Origin of the sequence: Brevundimonas sp. UBA5936 (genome assembly GCA_002430835.1) — a bacterium.
In the GTDB taxonomy this organism is placed as follows: domain Bacteria; phylum Pseudomonadota; class Alphaproteobacteria; order Caulobacterales; family Caulobacteraceae; genus Brevundimonas.
In genome coordinates, this window is the sequence record DJDA01000001.1 from 21,055 (window position 1) to 39,752 (window position 18,698).

Here is an 18,698-nt window from a genome sequence, read left to right on the forward strand (position 1 = left end):
TAGTCTTAGGGCGGCCCCTTGCGAGGCCGCCCCTTACATTTTCGTCATGTTCGACCGAAGGGCCGGATCAGCGGCGCTGAGCGGCGCTCTTGGCGCGTTCCGGGCCGAACTCCGAACCGGACTTCCATTCCGGCCAGGTGCGGCTGTTGGCCAGATCCTGACCGACCTTGAACATGACATCCAGATCCTGAAGCATGCCCGAGTAGTCCCAATCGGCCTCCCATTCGTCCGCCGCCTGGTGATAGCGGTTGGCGCGATAGTCGGCGGCGCGCGCCAGGCGCGGCTCGATCGGCGCGTCGACGAACTCGCCCGTCGAGGACAGATAGGCCATCGGCACGCCCTTCTTGGCGAGCGGGAAGTGGTCGGAGCGGAAGTAGATGCCCGCCGCGGCGCCGGCGTCGCCGACGAAGCCGCGCCCCTGCGCCGCCGCCGCCGCGATCACCGGCTCGTCCAGTTCCGAATGGCCGTAGCCGGTCACGCCCAGCTTGTTCATCCGACCGAAGACGGCGGCCGAGTCGATGTTGAAGCCGCCGACGGTCTTCTCCAGCGGGTACAGCGGGTTGGCGGCGTAAAATTCCGAACCCAGCAGGCCGCTTTCTTCGCCGGTGAAGCTGATCATGACGATGGTGCGCTCAGGCCGCGGTCCGGCCGACCATTGGCGCGACATCTCCAGCAGGGCCGCCGTGCCCGAGGCGTTGTCGATGGCGCCGTTGAAGATGCGGTCGCCGTTGGCGTCCGGCTCGCCCATGCCGATGTGGTCCCAGTGGCCGGTGTAGAGGATGGTCTCGTCCGGATGGGTCGAGCCTTCCAGCTTGGCCACGACGTTATGGGTGACGATGCGTTCGGACTTCACGTCCATGCGGGCGTCGAGGGTCGCGCCCTTCAGTTCGACGGGCTGGAAGTCGCGGCTGCGCGCCTTGATCTTCTCCTGCTCGAAATCGAGGCCCGCGCGGCGGAACAGGTCGACGGCCAGATCGCGCTGGATCCAGCCTTCCATCGCCACGCGCTCGGCCGACGGATCGGCGCGCACGATGTCGAACTGCGGCACGCCCCAGGAGTTGGCGACCGTGGTCCAGCCGTAGGAGGCGGGCTTAGTCTCGTGGACGATCAGCACGCCCGCCGCGCCCTGACGGGCGGCTTCCTCGAACTTGTAGGTCCAGCGGCCGTAGTAGGTCATGGCCTCGCCGCCGAAGGTGTTCAGCGACGGGTCTTCGAAGTCGGCGTCATTGACCAGGACGACGATGACCTTGCCGCGCACGTCGGTCTTGAAGTCGTTCCACTGACGCTCGGGCGCGCTGATGCCGTAGCCGACGAAGACCAGCGGCGCGTCCTTCAGGTCGACGCCGTTGCTGGGCAGGCGGGTCGTCATGGTGACTTCCTGGCCCTGCGTCAGCGACTGGCTCCAGTCGCCCAGCTTCAGCTGGCCCGAGACGTTGGAGACGGTGAAGCGGTTCAGGCCGACCGCCTGGGTCCAGCCGCCGTTCTCGCCGCCCGGCGCGAAGCCGGCGGCCGCATACTGACGGCTCAGGTAGTCGATGACCTTCTGCTCGGCCGGGGTGGCGATGCCGCGCCCCTCGAAGCTGTCGTCCGACAGGACGCGGATGTCCTCGGAAATGCGCGCGGCGTCGAAGGCGGGCGCGGTCTGGGCCTGAGCGGTCTGGGCCTGAGCGGCGGCGCCGCCGGCCAGGGCCGCGGCGAACGCCAGGACGGCGACGGAAGATGAAATACGCATACAGTCTCACCCCTCGGAGAATTCGATGGCGGGACCGTAGTGAGCCGGATCGGCGGAGTCGACAGCCAAGCGCCGCGTCGGCGGCGCCTGGCTGGGACAGGTCGAAAGATCAGACGGCGGCCAGCGCCTGCTCCAGATCGGCGATCAAGTCGTCGATGTGCTCGATGCCGACGGACAGGCGCACCGTGTCCTCGGTCACGCCCGCCTTCTTCAGTTCGTCAGGCGACAGCTGGCGGTGGGTGGTCGAGGCCGGGTGGCAGACCAGAGACTTGGCGTCGCCGATGTTGACCAGACGGGTGAAGATCTTCACCGCGTCCTGGAAGCGGGCGCCCGCCTCGCGGCCGCCCCCCTCTTCAACGGATCTGACGCCAAAGGTCAGCAGACCGGACGCCTTGCCGCCGAAGTACTTCTTAATCAGCGGGTTGGACGGATGGTCTTCCAGTCCGGCGTAGTTGACCCATTCCACCTTGGGGTGGGCCTTCAGCCATTGGGCGACGGCGGTCGCGTTCTCGACGTGACGGTCCATGCGCAGGGCCAGCGTCTCAAGCCCCTGCAGGATCAGGAAGCTGTTGAACGGCGAGATGGCCGCGCCGGTGTTGCGCAGCAGGACGGTGCGCACCCGGCCGATGAAGGCCGCCGGGCCAAGCGCCTCGGTGTAGACGACGCCGTGGTAGCTCACTTCCGGCTCGTTCAGGCGGCGGAAGCGCGCCTTGTGCTCGGCCCAGGGGAAGTTTCCGCTGTCCACGATGGCGCCGCCGATCGAGGTGCCGTGGCCGCCGATGTATTTGGTCAGGGAGTGGATGACGATGTCCGCCCCATGCTCGATCGGGCGGGTCAGGTAGGGGGTCGGCACAGTGTTGTCGACGATCAGCGGCAGGCCTTGCGCGTGCGCCGCGTCGGCCAGGGCGCCGAAGTCGACGACATTGCCCAGCGGATTGCCGATGGACTCGCAGAAGACCGCCTTGGTGCGCTCATCCGTGTTGGCGGCGATGGCGGCCGGGTCGGCGGCGTCGATGAAGCGCACCGTGATGCCGTACTGGGGCAGGGTGTGGGCGAACAGATTATAGGTGCCGCCATACAGGGTCGAGGTGGCGATGATGTTGTCGCCCGCTTCGGCGATGGTCAGGATCGCATAGGTGATCGCCGCCTGACCCGAGGCCACGGTCAGCGCCGCAATGCCGCCCTCCAGCGCCGCGATGCGCTGTTCCAGCACGTCGGAGGTCGGGTTCATGATGCGGGTGTAGATGTTGCCCGCCACCTTCAGGTCGAACAGGTCCGCCCCGTGCTGGGTGTCGTCGAAGGCGTAGCTGGTGGTCTGATAGATGGGCACGGCGACCGATTTGGTGGTCGGATCAGGCGAATAGCCCGCATGCACGGCGAGGGTATCGAACTTCATGGCGTCCCTGGAGAATTTTCAGCGTCAGTCCGGCTGATTCATCCAGGGCTTTGGCGGTACCTGCAAGGGTATGGAATTTCAGTAATTCTATCAGGGCGGTCAGATTTTCTAACCGCCCTGAGAAAGCGCCCTAGTTGTTGAACAGGAAATGCATCACATCCCCGTCCTTGACGATGTAGGCCTTGCCTTCGGCGCGCATCTTGCCCGCTTCCTTGGCGCCCGCTTCGCCCTTCAGCGCGACGTAATCGTCGAAAGCAATGGTTTCGCCGCGGATGAAGCCCTTTTCAAAGTCGGTGTGGATCACGCCCGCCGCCTGCGGCGCGGTGGCGCCGACGGGGATGGTCCAGGCGCGGGCTTCCTTCGGGCCGACGGTGAAATAGGTCTGCAGGCCCAGCAGCTTGTAGGCCTCGCGGATCAGGCGGTTCAGGCCGGGCTCTTCCAGACCCAGGGTCTCGAGGAACTCCTTTTGCTCCTCGTCGTCCAGGACGGCGATTTCCGACTCGATCTGGGCCGAGATGACCACCGAGTTGGCGTTGTCTTCGGCGGCGCGTTTGGCGACCAGGTCGGACAGCTCATTGCCCTTGTCGGCCGAGCCTTCTTCGACGTTGGCGACGTAGAGGGCGGGCAGGGCGGTCAGCAGCTGCAGCATGTCCCAGGCCTTCTTGTCCTCCTTGGACACCTCGGCCAGACGCGCGGGCTTGCCGTCGCGCAGCTTTTCGAGCGCGGCGTCGATCAGCTTCAGGTTCAGCTGGGATTCCTTGTCGCCGCCCTTGGCGCGCTTCTCGATCTGGACGCGGCGGCGCTCTAGGCTCTCGAGGTCAGCCAGCATCAGCTCGGTCTCGATGATCTCGAGGTCCGAGATGGGGTCGATGCGGTTCTCGACGTGGGTGATGTCGTCGTCGACGAAGCAGCGGGCGACGAAGGCGATGGCGTCGCAGTCGCGGATGTTGGCCAGGAACTGGTTGCCCAGGCCTTCGCCCTTGGAGGCACCGCGCACCAGACCGGCGATGTCCACGAAGGTGATCCGCGAGGGGATGATCTCCTTGGACCCGGCGATGCTCGCCAGGGTGTTCAGGCGCGGTTCCGGCACGGCCACGTCGCCGGTGTTCGGCTCGATGGTGCAGAACGGATAGTTGGCCGCCTGGGCCGCCGCCGTCTTGGTCAGGGCGTTGAACAGGGTGGACTTGCCGACGTTGGGCAGGCCGACGATCGCGACTTTAAGAGCCATGGTATTCCTCGTGAGCGCGAGCCTTTAGCCGGTTCGGGCCGGTTTGTCAGGTGTGGGCGACAGACAGGGGAACCCTCTCCCGGCGGGAGAGGGCTTGAGCGCACGGCGGCGGAGCCGTCGTTCTGGCGCGAAAGGGTGAGGGGCTTGTCCTTTCAGTCGGCGAAAGCCGTGTCGCGACGGCCTTTGGCCGACGCATGCCGCGAACCCTCACCCTTTGGCTGCTACGCGCCGCCCTTCGGGTCGCCTTAGCCAATCGCCTCCGGCTCTTGGACGGCATTGGGTAGCAAACTCACCTAAATAAATTTCTGAATCAAAACGACTTTCTGTACATTCTGTTCTGCAGGTGACGCCTATCAGGAAGCGTCAAGCCGCCACGCATCTGATCCGGGAGCGTGCCGTAGGACAGGAGATATGCCGACAAACCAAGACCTGGTGCCTCTAGGCGCCGCCAACCCGCTCGCGCTTCATGCGCTCATTCGCAAATACGCAGAGATCGCAACCCAGGCCGATCAAGTCCGATCGGCTCTACAGAGATTGACGAGTGACCTGACCCACATCGAAGGGGCTATTCGACTTCTCGACTCTTCTGTCGACATCAGCGCGATCCGACTCAATCGTGCGGCATCCAGACGCTCGCAGAAGGGCGGGGTAACCAGCATCCTGTTGGATGTGCTTCGGGAGGCAGATGAGCCGCTGCCGCCTAGGACGATCACCACACGCATCATGAGACGGCGCGGAATATGCACCGAAGACGCGGTGCAATTTGACGCCACGCTGAAACGCGTCCGCGCCAGCCTGAGGAAACAAAGAATTCAAGGCGTGCTCCATCCCGTCGGAAAGGATGGGCTCGTCCAACTATGGGATATTGTTCAATGACCTATCCGTACCCCTACCCCATGGTTCTGACCAAAGGAGACAATCATCTGGAAATCACACGGGACCCTGCCGATAGCGCCAGCTTCGTCGGGCTCCATAATGGTCGCCCTGTCGTTCGCGGCAGCGAAACGGCGCTCGTGTTGCGTGCGTTGATCGGTTGCAACTGATCTCAACGGCAACGCGGCTTATTCGATCACGGGCATGCCCTTGAAGATCGCGGGCGACGGAGGTGGCCCGTCGGTCCAGTGCCAGGTCTCGCGGGTGCGCATCAGCTCCTGCGTGACCTGGGCGGGGACGGCCGGGATGTCGACCGGCGTGGGGGCGTAGGTCCCCGACGGCGCCAGGTTCAGTCGGAACCGATGAGGGAAGCCGCCGAAGCGCACTTCGATCACCATGTCGCGGACCATGCCCTCGGGGATGACGATCTGTTCCGCCAGGATGGCGCCGCCGTGGGCTGTGCCGGGGTCGATAGTCGTCGTCTCCAGCATGGTTCGGCCCAGGGTGGAGATGGTCTGGCGAAGGCGTCGTTGGATGTGGTCGTGCGACGCCTGTAACTGCCCTGAGGCGCTGCGGTAGGCGATGTCGTGGCGGCGCGGGTGATCCTCCATCTCCTGGAGAGTGAGGAAATACTCCACCGCCGCGTCGGCCCAGGCGAGGTTCATCTCCCGTTGGGCGGACATACGGGCGGTGTGGCGCAGATAGTCGAAGTCCTGAACGCTGTAGGGCTGCCCATCCAGATAGAGGCGCACGTCCTCTGAGCCGATGTTGATGGGATAGCCGGAGGTGTTGAAGGCGGCGATCGAGAAGTAGAATTTCTGGGTGTCGTTGTAACGGACCGGCAGCAGCATGATCGCCCCTGACGGCCCGTTTGACACCATCAGGGCGTTGCCGCGCGAGAAGCGCACGCCCACGCCGTGATCGGCGGTGGGGATCATCCGCACCTCCGCCGGCGGCGTGGTGGCAGCGCAGCCGGTCAGCAGGGCGCCGGCGCTTGCCAGGATAAGCAGCCTTTTCATCGGCGTTTCGCTCCTACGACGCCCAGGATGCCGATGAGCAGACCGATGATCGCGCCTATCGGTCCTGCAACGAAAAAGCCGACCGCGCCGAACATCAGACCCGCCAGACACCCCATAATCGCCCCTCGTGAAGAATAGGACATAGATGTCCTAGAGAGGTTACCGCTCCGCTAACACCATCGCGCCGATGGAATGGGAGCAGATCGTCGGCGCAAATATCAGGCGCCTCCGCAAGGAACGCGGCCTAAGCCAGGAGGCGTTGGCAGGGGAAGCGGGATTGGCGATGCGTCATCTGGGGCGCATTGAACGCGGCGAGGGTAATCCGACGGTGGCGATTTTGGGCAAGTTGGCTGAAGTGTTGGGCGTCCTTCCGACGGATTTTTATGCCGTCGGCCAATAGGGCCGCTCCTGACTCATAGCGGACCTCGACTAGGTCCGCTTTGGGGGCGATCAGCCGTGATCTGAATTGCGGAGATCGCAGGCATGGTTGGAAGACTAGAGGCCAGTGCTGTCGTAATCGCACGGAGCTTTATTGCGGTGGCTTTGCCGGATATGAGGGCCGCAGATGCAACGACCCAAGTCGGGGTCACCATGGCGTCGGCGCGGATGCTGTAATTGGTGCCTGACGCTAGTGCCTGCGCTTGCTGAGCCGCGCCCCCCCGCAGTTGCACGCCGATCCCGTCGATGCTTCGTGTCACGACAATATCGCGCCATCGCACACCGTCCGTCATGCCGACGCCAAGAGTCTTTGCACCAGCTTCCTTCACCGCAACGGCAATCGCTGCCGTTAGCGCTAGGTCGGTATGGGCGGTAAAGCCTTGCTGCTCTGCTTCATCGGAAATTTCATCAAGCCAAGCCTTTCCGAAGCGATCGACTGAACGCCGAATGCGGGAAATTCTGCAAAGGTCGATGCCGATGCCGAGGATCATGGGGCTACCAGAGCCCTCGCAGCGCAACCGTCAAAGCACCAAAGACCAGCACCCAGCAGATGAGGGCGGCCGCAACGCCATCGGCTTTCACACCGATCAGATCAATGCGGAATGTTGGGTCTAGCGCACGCATGAGGCACACCAAGCCGGTGGTGAAGAAGGCAATGACCGGCAGGCCAAAGAGCGCGAGCCCATGCGCTTGGAGATAAAGGTGCGCATCGAGTTTGGTGACTTGCGTCAAGCCGTGTCGTGCAACATGCGCGGAGCCACAGAGCGCTAGCGCTGCTGTCGCGACATAGGCTGCGCGTGTCCAGCCGCCGGGCTTGGTCGCGGGGATATCGGCCGGCGGCGTTTTGGTCATTAGAATAGGCCTCCTTGGCGTTCGCTCACCGCGGATGTTGGCACATTCAGGCCCCAGCGTGGCGGAAACATTGGCTGAGGCAGGGGGGCGTTTGTATTGCGATAGATCTGCTTGATGCGGGTGCGCCCCGAAAGCCCCGGGATGTCCGGGTGTGCGATGCGGGCGTATTTCGAAATTTCGCAGAAGAGGTTCTGGCAGTCGATCGGCTGCAGCCGCCGCCCGAAGAGCGAGGCGAATTCCAGCCCGGCGTCCGCAAACGCGCTTTCTTGCCGCTCGCACATGAGATGGATGACCTCCTCCGCAGATCGGCCGCCGACATCGGCGAAGCATTTCGAGATGCCATCCAACGCGCCGGGGCCAGCCACAACGAAGTCGGCTTCGTCGTGCCCCAACATCGCGGAGTAGTTGAGATCGATGGCGTACTGGAAGGCCAGGAACGGGCCGAGGCCGCGATAGCGGAGAAGGAGTTCGAAGACGCTGCGCAGATCGGGAGCCTGATGAACGCGCTCGGGTAGGCGGTCGTCCATCATCTGTGTGAGCAACAGCAGATGGTTCTCATGCTTGCGCGTCCGGCCCATCGCTGGCGAGGGCATGATGTAGGCGGCTGAGTAGAGGCGACTTCCACGCGCCATGAGATCCGTCATGATCTTGGCGACCGCATTCAGGTCGGTGTTCTCATAGCTCAATGGGCCGAGGCGGCTCTCGAGGGCGCGCCACGTTTCGATGCGGTTGAAAATCTTGAACAGGAGCGTGCGGAAGAATAACTCGCGAGGGGTTTGCGCCCGATCTTCGCGATACTGGACGTCACGGATCAAAAACTGGCTGACGCGATCGCTCGCGCGATAAGCGTTGGTGAAGCGATGGGCGGCGAGGATCGGATCGTCAGTCCACGGGCCGACGGGATCGTCCAGTCGGCGCATATAGAGCGCCTGGCGCTTAGCGGCGAAACGCCAATACGTGTCGTATACGACCGTGGTTTCCATGGCCTCCTGCTGACTTGAGTTGGGCGCTCCGCTTGGCGCGCGGTTGGCCTGCGGGTCAGGCGTGGGACGGCGATCTATGACTCGCGCGCTCAAGTCAAACTCGGCGTTCGCGTGAACGGCCAAGCTGGAGTTGGAAGATCAATGTTCGGTCACGTTTGCGGCGTCGCGGGGGCCGGCGGTGATGGCGTAGCTTGGGGTGCCGCCGGCGGTGGCGACAACGGTTGCGCCGCCTCTGACGCTGGCGTCTGCGCCTTTTCGTCGGCGCGCTGTGGCGCACATTCGCGCAGACTGAAGGTGATCAGGGCCCCGACCAAAAGCGCCACCCCCCATTTCATGACGGCTTGCTCACGCTCGACGCCGTTGAGCCGATCAGTGACCTTCTTGTCGTTCTCGGTGATCTTGGATTGCAGGCTGGCGAACGACTGAATGCCATCGGCGAGGGGACCGATGAGCTCGGTCGGAATGGTCTTGAAGCCCTTCTTTGGATAGGGCTCGGCCTCTCCGGAGAAAGCCTTCGCGGGAAATTCGGTCCGCGTGTCCAAGTCCGCATACCAGATCAGAAAGCAGCATTCGCCGCGCTGGAGGTGAACCGTGCCCGGGCTGGCGTTGAAGACCGAGAAGAGAAGGCGACCTTCATAGCCCGGATCGACGTGGAAGCCCGAAACATTGACGAGGCCCTTGAACTTGTAGCGCGCGCGCATGGAAATGAAGGCGATCGCGTCCTTCGGCACGCGAACGATGTCTTCGGTCAGGATGAAACCGAATTGTCCTGCGGGGATCGGAAAGTCTTGGTCATCCGCCAGCCGGGTTTTCGGCTTGTTGCGGGGATCGTTCGGCTCGCCGGTGGGGGACACATAGACCTCGGCCCCGACCCTGAGCGTATAGGCTGAGCCGTCGATCCGTTCCTCGTCCCACTCCTCGGGAGTGTAGAGTGTCTCGAACTCGGTCCGTAGCCGCTCTTTGCCCCAGAACATCTATGACTCTCCGCCGGTGCCGTCTCGGAAATAGCTGTCGAAGATGGAGCGCGCTTCGACCGCGCGCAGCCTGATGCGATAGCTGTCTTCCACATCAATATCCTGCGCGGCGGCTTCAGCAAGCACCGCGCGGAATAGCGCCAGGTTGGCGTCCTTCATGCCTTCACGGAAGGGGACGGCTTCAAGATGGTCCCAGGACTCGCAGAGCTTTGCGAGGCGTCCGTTGTGCTGGATGTATTGATGCACGATCCAGAACGGATCGTTCGGCTCACGCGGCAGGCTGTCCGCCAACGTTCCGCCAAGCGCTTGCAACGACGGCGCGGCCTCTCCGCTTTCGACCTCGGTGCCCAGATCCTGGTTCAAGACGTTGGCGACGACGAGCACGATGATGAAGGCGTCGATCAGGACGCGCCGGCGGCGCTCCCCGTCCTGCCTCTGCGCGGCCTCGAGGAAGTAGGCGGTGTATTTCGCATTGTGCAGCGCCATGTGCTTCATGCGTTGCGCCAGCGGCATCACCACGATGTCTTTGTGGTACGCCTCGTCGTGCTTCAGTTGCGCCCATTGAAGCGCCAACAGTTGAGCTCGAACACTCATGATCGTTCCTCTTCTAAGCGGCTGCCAAGGTGGTGGTGTAGATGACACGGCAGGTCTTCAGCAGTGCGCGCGCTTCGTCCTTCGTCCAACGGCCGCCTGATCCTTCGCCGGAGCCTGAATCAAACCGCGCAAACGTCGAGTTGATCGTCAGGCCTCCGACCTTCAGCCCAGTTTCGCGGGCGAGGAAGTATTGAAGGCGCCCCAAGCCGACGAGATTGCCGAGTAGTCGCCGAACGTAATAGTGCGACCTGTAGGTCGCGTTGAAACGCAGGTAGCCGTCGTGCACCTTTATGCTCAAGTGGCTGAGGCAGGGCCCGCCATACAGACGTTTGCGGTCTGTCGCGGCGTTGTAGATGCGGATTTCGTCTTCGAACGGCTCGTCCTCGTCGATGAGGTAGCCCGGGTTTTGCTCGAAGGATGCGCAGTATTTGCCGTGATTCTTGATCTTCTGGACCATCTCCTTCAGCGGATTGAACACCGTCCCGTCGGCGTCCTTCTGGCGCAGAATCCGGTAGGCGTACGAGCCCCAGTTCCCATCCTTGCGCCCCTTCTGGATCGTCCGAACTTTGCCGGGATAGTCCTTGAAGACACCCTCCGCGCCATGGCGCAGATACTCATCGAGTGGAAAGATCGTTTCGGCGACCGTGTGGACGCTGAACGCCCCGTGCGACGTGAGAAACTCGTCGACGGCTTGGTAGACCAGCTTGTCTTCGTTGGTCAGGACGGTCGGCTCCGCGATGTGCAGGATGACATCGAAGTCGACCCCTTTTTTCTGCGCGAGCACATGCTCGGCAGCGGCGAGCCAAACGGTTGGCGCTGTGTTTCCACGGATCAGTTCCATGTCTGGGTCCTCAGGTCAGCGTTGCGGTTTCACGGAGTTGTCGGTCGATGTAGGTGCGGGTGAGCCAGGCGTGGCCCTGAAGGCCCCAAGCTTCGCCCCAGCTGTTGCGCACGAGGATTGCGGGCTCACCCTCATGCATTCCATGCCCGACAGCGAGTACGGCGTGGCCGGCGCGTTCGATATCGGGCGTGAGATCCGGCACGACGCCGTCATCATCAGGGTCGAAGAAGGCGTCCGTGATAACGAGGCCGAGGACGATCGGCGCTCCCTTGTCGAGATGCGAGACGAGGTCGCTGAAGGACAATTGATTGGGGACGAGCGTCGCCTTCCACGCTTCGCTCTTGAGCGCTGGCGGCGACCAAGGATCCGGTTGGACGAGGGCGTACGGCCACTCGGCTTCAAGGGGCTGGCCGTCTTGCGCCAAGGCCACCGCCGTCGCCGTCATGGTAGTGCCGATCAACGGATTGCCCGAGGCGCGGGCGATAGCATGGAAGAACAGGTACTCGACCGATAGATGGGCGTCCGCCATGCGCTGATGTTCGTGTGCGCAACTGCTGGCGAACGGCAAACAGGCTTGCCGCCGTCCTTGCTCACGGACGGGCAACAGCTGGGAACGCAAATCTACGGTCGGGCTGATCAAGACGACAGTCCCAATCGGCGACGCCCGGCCCTAGAGAGCCCTCCGGCCTCTGCTCCATCGAAGCGAAGCGACACGGAGAACTCCGCGTCTTCGGATGAGGGGGCGACCCAGGGTTGGCGTTCCCGCAGGACCATCGCACCTTGGCCATCGGCCGGCGGGCGGGCGATCAGCGTGCGTTGCGTCGTCCCCCCATAGTGCAGGGGATCGCAAGAGAAGGCCGACTGATCAACGAGCAGATCGTATCCAGCCTCGCGCAGCGCATCGATCTGCCATTGGTGACCGCTACCGGCGGCCTCTTCGAGATCGATGCGGACGAGATCATCAGGATTTCCGACAAGCTGGGCGCGATGGTCCTTCTGCGTCAGACGCCACACGTCAGCCCATGAGTTTGCCGGTCGAAACTCGTCGCTAAGCGTGTTCTTGAGTTTGGCGACTTGGGCCTTGCGAAGCGTGGACACCTCGTTTCGCGGCAAGACTTGGTGGCTGAGCAGACCCCAGCAGGTGGCTTCGTAGCTGGCACCCATACGGAGGGAGAGCTGGTAGACCACTCCGGGGTTGCGCAGGTCGCGTGCGACGGTCCAGCCTTGCGCGCGGATATGGTGTTTGTAGAGCCAGCGCGGCAACAGAAATTCGGCCGCGAAGGCGTCCGCGGCGATCTCCTGGGGATCGCGGCCTGTGGTCGGGGCAAGCGGGCCGCGTTCAACGATCTCGCGATCCACACTGCCTGCATGGTCCAGAATGACGTGACCCAGTTCATGCGCCGCGGTGAAGCGTTGGATGTGCGCCCCTCTGCGCGTCGTGACCATGATCCCCCGAAGCGGCGCCGGCAGGCAGAGCCCCAAAGCCGAAGTCAGCGGTTTGAACACGAGAGGGATGCTCAACTCGCCAATGGCGTCGAACACGTCGATGGCGCCGCCACGTTCCGTGACGCGCTTTTCCAGATCGAGCTCCCGGTGCACGCGCTTGGCCGCTGCAACGGCTTCGAGTCGGGTGGCTTCGACGGGAGACCTAGCCACCGCTCGCGTCCTTAGGGTTTTTGAGTTGCAAGAACTCAGCGAAACGCAACAACTCGGCGCGATCATCGGCCGAGAGCTCTGTTGCGGCCCGAGCCAACGCTTGAACGCTCTCCGGCAACGGCTGCGTCTGCGCCACCCCGGTTAAGGCTTCGATCGATTGCCCATAGACCGACGCAAAGCGCGCAAGCTCGACCGCGTCCACCCTGCGCCGTCCATTCTCGGCAAGTGACAGGGCGGAGCGCGAAAGGCCGACCGCTTCTGCGGCCTCCTCCTGCTTGAGCTCAAGATACTCGCGAGCTTGTCGAAGTCGCTCGCCGATCTTCCGCCACTCGTCGGATTCGTCGCTCATCGCGTTGCACTCATACTGGTTCGAGCTCCTTGGCCGGCTTCGGCTTTTTCACTTTGAGAGCGCCGATGAAGACTTGCTCCAGCTTCGGCACGAGGTCCGCAATCATCTCATCGCAACTGCCATAGCCACCGGGTTTGATGATCTCAGGGGGAAGCTCCATGTTCAGAACTTCCTTGGTGATCACGGTGGCGTCGAGCACGCGCTTGGAGTCGATCGCGGGCCTCATTCCCATAATCGATCCGCCTGAACCAGACGGAGCCTCAGCAGCGATTTCGCCATCGATCGCGGCGACCTCGTCCTCGAACCACGTTTCCAGCTTCGCGATTAGCACCTGCGCTTTTGCAGCGAACGCGGATTTCAACTCGTCCATACCCATGTCCATCCGACATATCGTGTTCGATTATCGAACACGATATGGGAGGTGTGCGCGGAAAGTCAACACGCTTCGCCCGCGGCTGCTGGAAGCTGCCGAAGTCCGAAACCAGTTTGATCCGGCCGCGAGCTTGTCAGCGCTCCCATCTGCCGACTCTAAGCAGATGCGGTCCCGATGTTGGTAAGGTCTCAAGCGGATGTGCGCTTCCCGGCAGCCAGCTAATGTTAGCAATGGTACTGAACCGTCGCTGTGAAACCACGGCGGCCGGAGCCAGACACCTAGCGCGGCGACCATTAAGCTCGCGCCGGTCAGTGGGAGGGCACATGGCAGATGAGCGACTGAGGATCATCGTGGATGACCCATACTTGCTTGCTCTCGGGCGAACGCTCTTTGTGTTTTCTGGCCTCGAGTGGAATGTGGTTTGGTGCTGCGAACGCCTCCGGCCAGGATACATCGATACCGTCGATCGTAAGACCGCCGGGGCGATAACCACCGAATTCGTAGAGGGGGCCGCGAACGTTGGCCCGGGACGAGTGGCCGATCGCCTTATGGCCGCCGCCGCCGACTTTCGCCGCTTGGTAGTCGTCCGCAACGACATCATGCACGCGCAACCCTGTCATGCTCCGACCGGAGAGGAGCGGCTTCAAAGACGAGGCGAGCTTTGGACGGTCGAGGAATTGGAGCGGGCTGCAGACCAGTTCGCGATCTGCAGTATCGAACTGAACGACCTATTCCATCATTGGCTACGCTGAGCTGGCCGACCGATTGTGGTCAGCCTTAGCTAAGTGATCTCGCTTATATGGGAAGGACCACTTTCAGGCAGCAAGCCAACGTCCGCTCCTGGCGCTTCGCAGAACTGCTCGAGCCGGTGCCAGGATCATCAAGCCGCCGCTGTCGCTTCGAGGGCAGGCCAGGGACAGCGGCGGGTGGTATGCGGACTTGTCGGGCCTTTGCTCAGGTCGTCGCCAGGCTCGCGCTGTCTATGACGAAGCGGTATTTCACGTCGCTCTTGGTCATGCGGGCGTAGGCGTCCTCGATCTGCTGGATCGGGATCATCTCGATGTCGGCGACGATGCCGTGGTCGGCGCAGAAGTCGAGCATCTCCTGGGTTTCGGCGATGCCGCCGATCATCGAGCCGGCGATGGACTTGCGCCGGAAGATCAGCGAGGCGAACTGGGGCGACGGGTGGTTGTGCTCCGGCACGCCGACCAGAACCAGGGCGCCGTCACGACGCAGCAGACTGGTGTAGGCGTCCAGATCATGGCTGGCGGCGACCGTGTTGATGATCAGGTCGAAGCTGCCGCGATGCGCCTTCATCTCGTCGGCGTTGCGCGAAACCACCACCTGATGAGCGCCCAAGGCCTTGGCGTCTTCACGCTTGTTTTCAGAGGTCGTGAAGGCCACGACTTCGGCGCCCAGGGCGCGGGCCAGCTTGACCCCCATGTGACCCAGGCCGCCGATGCCGACGACGCCGACCTTCTTGCCGGGGCCGGCGTTCCAGTGGCGCAGCGGCGACCAGGTGGTGATGCCGGCGCACAGCAGGGGGGCGACGGCGGCCAGTTGATCCTCGGGGTGGCTGACCTTCACCACGAACTTGTCGTTGACGACGATGCGTTGGGAATACCCGCCCAGGGTGTGGCCGGGGGCGTCCGGCGTGGCCCCGTTATAGGTGCCGACCATGCCGGTGCCTTCGCAGTATTGCTCAAGCCCCTCGTCGCAGGCGGCGCAGGCCTGGCAGCTGTCGATCATGCAGCCGACCCCGACCAGATCGCCTTCCTTGAAGCAGCTGACGTGGGCGCCGACGGCCGAGACCCGGCCGACGATCTCATGACCGGGTACGCAGGGGTAGAGGGTGCCGGCCCATTCGCCGCGCACCGTGTGCAGGTCGGAGTGGCAGACGCCGCAATAGGCGATCTCGATCTGGACATCATGAGCGCCGGGCGAGCGGCGTAGGATGTCGAGCGCTTCGAGCGGCTTGTCCGCGGCATGGGCGCCGTAGGCTTTGACGGTCATGGTGGGTCTCATTGTTGCGGGGAGGCGGTGGCGCTGGTCTTCATTGCGACAATGCGCGACCGAAGAATTCGACCAGTCTGTCGAAGGGGATCACGTCCAGGCGGTCGTAGAGATCGACGTGGCTGGCGCCGGGAATGATCATCAGTTCCTTGGGCTCGGCCGCCGCCGCATAGGCGGTCTCGCTGAAGTAGCGCGAGTGGGCCTTCTCGCCGTGGATCAGCAGCACCGGACGCGGCGCGATCTCCTGGATATAGGCCAGCAGCGGCATGTTCATGAAGGACAGCGGCGTGGTCTGCGTCCACGCATTGCCGGAGTTGACGGCGCGAGGATGGTAGCCGCGCGGCGTCATGTAGTAGTCGGCGTAGTCCACCATGAACTGCGGTTCGCCGCCTTGCAGCACGTTATAGGGCGGCTGGTAGGCCGGGGTTCCAGCCGCCGCGTCTTCCCAGCGCTGGCGGCTCAGTTGCTCCAGCGTCTGGGTGCGCTGTTCCCGCGTCACGCTGTCGTTGTAGCCCTTCGACATGACACGGGTCATGTCATACATGGTCACGGCCACGACGGCCTTGACGCGCTTGTCCACGGCGACGGCGTTCAGGGCCATGCCGCCCCAACCACAGATGCCGATGACGCCGATCCGCTCGCGGTCGACGGACGGATGCAGGCCGAGGAAGTCGACTGCTGCGCTGAAGTCCTCGGTGTTGATGTCCGGTGAGGCGACGTTGCGCGGGGCGCCGCCGCTTTCACCGGTGAAGGAGGGGTCGAAGGCCAGGGTCGCAAAGCCGCGCTCGGCCATGGTCTGGGCGTAGAGGCCCGAGGACTGCTCCTTCACCGCGCCAAACGGCCCGCTGACGACGAGCGCGGCCAGGGGATGGTCCGTGCGCACCTTCGGCAGGTAGAGATCGCCCGCCAGGGTGATGCCGTAGCGGTTTTTGAACATGACCTTCTGGTGGTCCACCTTGTCGCTCTGGGGGAAGACCTTGTCCCAGCCGCTTGTGGTCTGTGTCTCCATCGTCGAGGCCTTTGCGTCGGAAGGGTTGAAGAGCGAACTGGCCGCCAGCGCGGCGGCGCCGACGCCGGTCAGCTTCATCAGGTCGCGACGGGCCAGTCGATTGGACGGCGCGACGTTCGTGTCAGAGCGGCTCATGGTCATCTCCTCGTTCGTGTCGATCATTGGGGCTTCAGAAGTTTCTGGCCGTTGCCGACCAGGACGATGGCGGTGCCCGCCAGAACCACGCTGCCGATGAAGGTGGCCTGGATCGAAAAGCCGTCCAGCAGCCAGCCGCCGACGACTGCGCCCAGCAGGATGGAGGCCTGGATCGCCGCCACCATCAGACTGCCGGCGGCCTCCGGCGCGTCATCGACGTTCTGGGACATCCAGGTCATCCAGATCACCGACATGGCGGTGTTCATTGCGCCCCACAGCGTCAGCAAGAGGCCGGCCGCGATCGGGGAGCCGCCGAGAAACAGCAGGCCCAGGGTGCAGCCTCCCATCACCAGGGCCGGCAGTCGCAGCAGTCGCGCCACATCGCCCCTGACGAAACGGCCCGAGGCCCAGGTGCCGACGAAGCCGGCGCAGCCAAGGGCCAGCAGCAGGACGGACAGCAGGGTCACGTCCACGCCCGTCACCCGCTCCAGGAAGGGGCGCAGGTAGGTGAACATGGTGAAGGCCGATCCCCAGGACAGCATGGAGGCGATCAGACCAGTCAGGAAATAGGGGCGCTTCAGCAGACTGAACATGGCGCCGAAGGCCTGCTGTTGCCGGGCGGGCAGGGAAGGCAGGGCTGCGACGTGCCAGATCAGATTAACGGCGACGATGGGCGTCAGCGCCCAGAAGACGTCGCGCCAGCCCAGCAGGGCGCCCAGATAGCTGCCGACGGGGGCGGCGAAGGCCGCCGCGATGGCCTGGCCGCCATACATTAGGGCCAGGGCGCGCGGCACCTCGTCCTTGGGGACCAGGCGCATGAGGACGGCGGTCGCCAGGGCCCAGAAGCCGCCAATGCAGACGCCCAGCAGGGCGCGGCCGATCATCAGCACGGCGAAGCTCGGCGCCGCCGCGACCAGGATCAGGGACAGCAACATCAGGGCGGTAATGGCGACCAGGACCCATTTGCGGTTCAGCCGTCCCGCCGTGGTGGTGACCAGCATACTGGCCCCGATGGCGAACAGACCGCTGATAGAGATGGCCTGACCGGTCTGGCCCTCGCTTGCGCCCAGGCCGTGCGCCATCGGTGTCAGCAGGCTGACCGGCATGAACTCGGAGGCGATCAGCAGGGCCACGCACAGGGCCATCGAAAAGACGGCGCCCCAGGCGGCGACGGGTTCGACATTCGTGTCGGCGGAGAGTGTGGTTTGCGTCATGGCCGGCGTTCTAGCGGCGGCGAGACAAAGCGATTAGTCGGCTCAATTTGCATGAACTAATCGACGGGATCGAATAATCTATCGCTTCACGATGGGAGAGCCCCATGGAGCGGACCGATTTCAATCAGCTGACCTGGTTCCAGGCCGTGGCCGAGGAACGCAGCTTCACCAAGGCGGCGGCGCGCCTGGGCGTGGCGCAATCAACGCTCAGCCATGCGATCAAGCAGCTTGAGGCGCGGATGGGCATCCGTCTGCTGACGCGAACCACGCGCAACGTGGCCACGACCGTCGCGGGCGAGCGGCTGCTGCAGACCATCGCCCCGCGCATGACCGAGATCGAGGCCGAGATCGCGGCCCTGACGGCGTTTCGCGACAAGCCGTCAGGCTCGATCCGGCTGACCCTGTCGGATCATGCCTTGCAGACCGTGGTCTGGCCCAAGCTGAAGCCCGTGCTGGCGGAATACCCCGACATCAGCGTCGAGCTGCTGCTGGACAGCAGCTTTCGCAACATTGTCGAGGAGGGGTACGACGCCGGCGTCCGCCTGGGCGAAAGCGTCGAAAAGGACATGATCGCCGTCCGCATCGGGCCGGATTGGCGCCTCGTGGCCGTGGCCTCGCCGGATTATCTGGATGCGCACGGACGGCCCCGGCACCCGCAGGACCTGGTCCGCCACCGCTGCATCAACACGCGTCAGGAAAGCGCCGGCGGCCTCTACGCCTGGGAGTTCGAGAAGGATGGCAAGGAGCTGAGGGTCAGGGTGGATGGCCAACTGACGTTCAACAACTCCTACGCCATGGTCGACGCGGCGGTCAGCGGCTTCGGCATCGCCTATGTACCGGAGAGCATGGTGGAGGCGGCCATAGCTTCGGGGGCGCTGGAGGTGGTCCTGAGCGACTGGTCTCCGCCCTTCGACGGCTACTTCCTCTACTACCCCAGCCGTCGCCAGAACCTCTTGGCCTTCCAGATCGTCGTGGATGCTCTGCGTCACCGCCGGGGGAGTGAACGTCTACTCTAGGGC

The 18,698-nt window shown here is 63.8% G+C and carries 22 protein-coding genes; 4 read left to right on the top strand and 18 right to left on the bottom strand.

Annotation, left to right across the window (positions count from 1 at the left end):
- Nucleotides 1–67: 67 nt before the first annotated feature.
- The 3 genes from B2Y21_RS00095 to ychF all read right to left on the bottom strand — a co-directional run bounded on the left by B2Y21_RS00095 (nucleotide 68) and on the right by ychF (nucleotide 4,356).
- Nucleotides 68–1,732, bottom strand: coding sequence for a M28 family metallopeptidase (locus tag B2Y21_RS00095; RefSeq protein WP_292055751.1), 1,665 nt, complete (start codon nucleotides 1,730–1,732; stop codon nucleotides 68–70).
- 109 nt (nucleotides 1,733–1,841) lie between these two features.
- The gene (locus tag B2Y21_RS00100) at nucleotides 1,842–3,128 is read right to left on the bottom strand and encodes an O-acetylhomoserine aminocarboxypropyltransferase/cysteine synthase family protein (protein WP_292055752.1); all 1,287 of its coding nucleotides are present in this window, start codon (nucleotides 3,126–3,128) and stop codon (nucleotides 1,842–1,844) included.
- 130 nt (nucleotides 3,129–3,258) lie between these two features.
- Nucleotides 3,259–4,356 carry a redox-regulated ATPase YchF gene (gene ychF / locus B2Y21_RS00105; RefSeq protein ID WP_292055756.1) on the bottom strand — a complete coding sequence of 366 codons (1,098 nt, stop codon included), beginning with the start codon at nucleotides 4,354–4,356 and terminating at the stop codon, nucleotides 3,259–3,261.
- Nucleotides 4,357–4,767: 411 nt separating this feature from the next.
- Here ychF and B2Y21_RS00110 point away from each other — a divergent pair, with 411 nt between their 5' ends.
- Together B2Y21_RS00110 and B2Y21_RS00115 are read left to right on the top strand one after the other, a co-directional pair.
- Nucleotides 4,768–5,232: a hypothetical protein gene (locus B2Y21_RS00110; protein WP_292055757.1), complete on the top strand. Its 465-nt coding sequence runs from the start codon at nucleotides 4,768–4,770 to the stop codon at nucleotides 5,230–5,232.
- The gene (locus tag B2Y21_RS00115) at nucleotides 5,229–5,399 is read left to right on the top strand and encodes a hypothetical protein (protein WP_200168600.1); all 171 of its coding nucleotides are present in this window, start codon (nucleotides 5,229–5,231) and stop codon (nucleotides 5,397–5,399) included. Before B2Y21_RS00110 ends, B2Y21_RS00115 begins: the two co-directional genes overlap by 4 nt.
- Nucleotides 5,400–5,417: 18 nt before the next feature.
- Here B2Y21_RS00115 and B2Y21_RS00120 read toward each other — a convergent pair whose 3' ends face one another.
- Entirely contained in the window at nucleotides 5,418–6,248 is an 831-nt protein-coding gene (locus B2Y21_RS00120) for a hypothetical protein (protein WP_200168601.1), read from the bottom strand.
- A gap of 187 nt (nucleotides 6,249–6,435) precedes the next feature.
- Here B2Y21_RS00120 and B2Y21_RS00125 point away from each other — a divergent pair, with 187 nt between their 5' ends.
- Entirely contained in the window at nucleotides 6,436–6,648 is a 213-nt protein-coding gene (locus B2Y21_RS00125) for a helix-turn-helix domain-containing protein (RefSeq protein WP_200168602.1), read from the top strand.
- 13 nt (nucleotides 6,649–6,661) lie between these two features.
- Here B2Y21_RS00125 and B2Y21_RS00130 read toward each other — a convergent pair whose 3' ends face one another.
- The 14 genes from B2Y21_RS00130 to B2Y21_RS00195 form a co-directional block, all read right to left on the bottom strand.
- Nucleotides 6,662–7,177 carry a holo-ACP synthase gene (locus B2Y21_RS00130; RefSeq protein ID WP_292055765.1) on the bottom strand — a complete coding sequence of 172 codons (516 nt, stop codon included), beginning with the start codon at nucleotides 7,175–7,177 and terminating at the stop codon, nucleotides 6,662–6,664.
- A 4-nt stretch (nucleotides 7,178–7,181) separates the two neighbouring features.
- On the bottom strand, nucleotides 7,182–7,538 hold the full coding sequence (locus tag B2Y21_RS00135) for a hypothetical protein (protein WP_292055767.1): 357 nt from the start codon (nucleotides 7,536–7,538) through the stop codon (nucleotides 7,182–7,184).
- The gene (locus B2Y21_RS00140; RefSeq protein ID WP_292055769.1) at nucleotides 7,538–8,521 is read right to left on the bottom strand and encodes a nucleotide kinase domain-containing protein; all 984 of its coding nucleotides are present in this window, start codon (nucleotides 8,519–8,521) and stop codon (nucleotides 7,538–7,540) included. The genes B2Y21_RS00135 and B2Y21_RS00140 overlap by 1 nt, the downstream gene beginning before the upstream one ends.
- A 149-nt stretch (nucleotides 8,522–8,670) precedes the next feature.
- A complete protein-coding gene (locus B2Y21_RS00145) occupies nucleotides 8,671–9,495 on the bottom strand; it encodes a dCTP deaminase domain-containing protein (RefSeq protein WP_292055772.1) in 825 nt (274 codons plus the stop codon).
- Nucleotides 9,496–10,089 (bottom strand): hypothetical protein, encoded by a 594-nt coding sequence (locus B2Y21_RS00150; RefSeq protein WP_292055774.1) that lies wholly within the window; start codon nucleotides 10,087–10,089, stop codon nucleotides 9,496–9,498.
- 13 nt (nucleotides 10,090–10,102) lie between these two features.
- Nucleotides 10,103–10,930: a hypothetical protein gene (locus tag B2Y21_RS00155; protein ID WP_292055776.1), complete on the bottom strand. Its 828-nt coding sequence runs from the start codon at nucleotides 10,928–10,930 to the stop codon at nucleotides 10,103–10,105.
- A gap of 10 nt (nucleotides 10,931–10,940) precedes the next feature.
- Nucleotides 10,941–11,570, bottom strand: a complete 630-nt coding sequence (locus tag B2Y21_RS00160) for a C1 family peptidase (RefSeq protein ID WP_312203797.1) — start codon at nucleotides 11,568–11,570, stop codon at nucleotides 10,941–10,943.
- The gene (locus B2Y21_RS00165; RefSeq protein WP_292055778.1) at nucleotides 11,567–12,586 is read right to left on the bottom strand and encodes an ImmA/IrrE family metallo-endopeptidase; all 1,020 of its coding nucleotides are present in this window, start codon (nucleotides 12,584–12,586) and stop codon (nucleotides 11,567–11,569) included. Before B2Y21_RS00165 ends, B2Y21_RS00160 begins: the two co-directional genes overlap by 4 nt.
- Nucleotides 12,579–12,935: a helix-turn-helix transcriptional regulator gene (locus B2Y21_RS00170; RefSeq protein ID WP_292055780.1), complete on the bottom strand. Its 357-nt coding sequence runs from the start codon at nucleotides 12,933–12,935 to the stop codon at nucleotides 12,579–12,581. Before B2Y21_RS00170 ends, B2Y21_RS00165 begins: the two co-directional genes overlap by 8 nt.
- A gap of 10 nt (nucleotides 12,936–12,945) precedes the next feature.
- On the bottom strand, nucleotides 12,946–13,305 hold the full coding sequence (locus B2Y21_RS00175; RefSeq protein ID WP_292055782.1) for a hypothetical protein: 360 nt from the start codon (nucleotides 13,303–13,305) through the stop codon (nucleotides 12,946–12,948).
- Nucleotides 13,306–13,616: 311 nt separating this feature from the next.
- Nucleotides 13,617–13,919 (bottom strand): hypothetical protein, encoded by a 303-nt coding sequence (locus B2Y21_RS00180; RefSeq protein ID WP_292055785.1) that lies wholly within the window; start codon nucleotides 13,917–13,919, stop codon nucleotides 13,617–13,619.
- Nucleotides 13,920–14,262: 343 nt separating this feature from the next.
- On the bottom strand, nucleotides 14,263–15,321 hold the full coding sequence (locus B2Y21_RS00185) for an NAD(P)-dependent alcohol dehydrogenase (protein WP_292055788.1): 1,059 nt from the start codon (nucleotides 15,319–15,321) through the stop codon (nucleotides 14,263–14,265).
- A 40-nt stretch (nucleotides 15,322–15,361) separates the two neighbouring features.
- Nucleotides 15,362–16,465: an alpha/beta hydrolase gene (locus B2Y21_RS00190; protein WP_292055791.1), complete on the bottom strand. Its 1,104-nt coding sequence runs from the start codon at nucleotides 16,463–16,465 to the stop codon at nucleotides 15,362–15,364.
- Nucleotides 16,466–16,488: 23 nt separating this feature from the next.
- A complete protein-coding gene (locus tag B2Y21_RS00195) occupies nucleotides 16,489–17,679 on the bottom strand; it encodes an MFS transporter (protein ID WP_292055795.1) in 1,191 nt (396 codons plus the stop codon).
- A gap of 104 nt (nucleotides 17,680–17,783) precedes the next feature.
- Here B2Y21_RS00195 and B2Y21_RS00200 point away from each other — a divergent pair, with 104 nt between their 5' ends.
- Nucleotides 17,784–18,695 carry a LysR family transcriptional regulator gene (locus tag B2Y21_RS00200; RefSeq protein WP_292055797.1) on the top strand — a complete coding sequence of 304 codons (912 nt, stop codon included), beginning with the start codon at nucleotides 17,784–17,786 and terminating at the stop codon, nucleotides 18,693–18,695.
- Nucleotides 18,696–18,698 lie beyond the last annotated feature (3 nt).

Coding starts and splice junctions, on each gene's coding strand:
- B2Y21_RS00175 (WP_292055782.1), bottom strand. CDS start 13,305: ATGGACGAGTTGAAATCCGCGTTCGCTGCAAAAGCGCAGGTGCTAATC.
- B2Y21_RS00140 (WP_292055769.1), bottom strand. CDS start 8,521: ATGGAAACCACGGTCGTATACGACACGTATTGGCGTTTCGCCGCTAAG.
- B2Y21_RS00195 (WP_292055795.1), bottom strand. CDS start 17,679: ATGACGCAAACCACACTCTCCGCCGACACGAATGTCGAACCCGTCGCC.
- B2Y21_RS00185 (WP_292055788.1), bottom strand. CDS start 15,321: ATGACCGTCAAAGCCTACGGCGCCCATGCCGCGGACAAGCCGCTCGAA.
- B2Y21_RS00110 (WP_292055757.1), top strand. CDS start 4,768: ATGCCGACAAACCAAGACCTGGTGCCTCTAGGCGCCGCCAACCCGCTC.
- B2Y21_RS00125 (WP_200168602.1), top strand. CDS start 6,436: ATGGAATGGGAGCAGATCGTCGGCGCAAATATCAGGCGCCTCCGCAAG.
- B2Y21_RS00095 (WP_292055751.1), bottom strand. CDS start 1,732: ATGCGTATTTCATCTTCCGTCGCCGTCCTGGCGTTCGCCGCGGCCCTG.
- B2Y21_RS00115 (WP_200168600.1), top strand. CDS start 5,229: ATGACCTATCCGTACCCCTACCCCATGGTTCTGACCAAAGGAGACAAT.
- B2Y21_RS00100 (WP_292055752.1), bottom strand. CDS start 3,128: ATGAAGTTCGATACCCTCGCCGTGCATGCGGGCTATTCGCCTGATCCG.
- B2Y21_RS00170 (WP_292055780.1), bottom strand. CDS start 12,935: ATGAGCGACGAATCCGACGAGTGGCGGAAGATCGGCGAGCGACTTCGA.
- B2Y21_RS00150 (WP_292055774.1), bottom strand. CDS start 10,089: ATGAGTGTTCGAGCTCAACTGTTGGCGCTTCAATGGGCGCAACTGAAG.
- B2Y21_RS00155 (WP_292055776.1), bottom strand. CDS start 10,930: ATGGAACTGATCCGTGGAAACACAGCGCCAACCGTTTGGCTCGCCGCT.
- B2Y21_RS00120 (WP_200168601.1), bottom strand. CDS start 6,248: ATGAAAAGGCTGCTTATCCTGGCAAGCGCCGGCGCCCTGCTGACCGGC.
- B2Y21_RS00200 (WP_292055797.1), top strand. CDS start 17,784: ATGGAGCGGACCGATTTCAATCAGCTGACCTGGTTCCAGGCCGTGGCC.
- B2Y21_RS00145 (WP_292055772.1), bottom strand. CDS start 9,495: ATGTTCTGGGGCAAAGAGCGGCTACGGACCGAGTTCGAGACACTCTAC.
- B2Y21_RS00190 (WP_292055791.1), bottom strand. CDS start 16,465: ATGAGCCGCTCTGACACGAACGTCGCGCCGTCCAATCGACTGGCCCGT.
- B2Y21_RS00130 (WP_292055765.1), bottom strand. CDS start 7,177: ATGATCCTCGGCATCGGCATCGACCTTTGCAGAATTTCCCGCATTCGG.
- ychF (WP_292055756.1), bottom strand. CDS start 4,356: ATGGCTCTTAAAGTCGCGATCGTCGGCCTGCCCAACGTCGGCAAGTCC.
- B2Y21_RS00135 (WP_292055767.1), bottom strand. CDS start 7,538: ATGACCAAAACGCCGCCGGCCGATATCCCCGCGACCAAGCCCGGCGGC.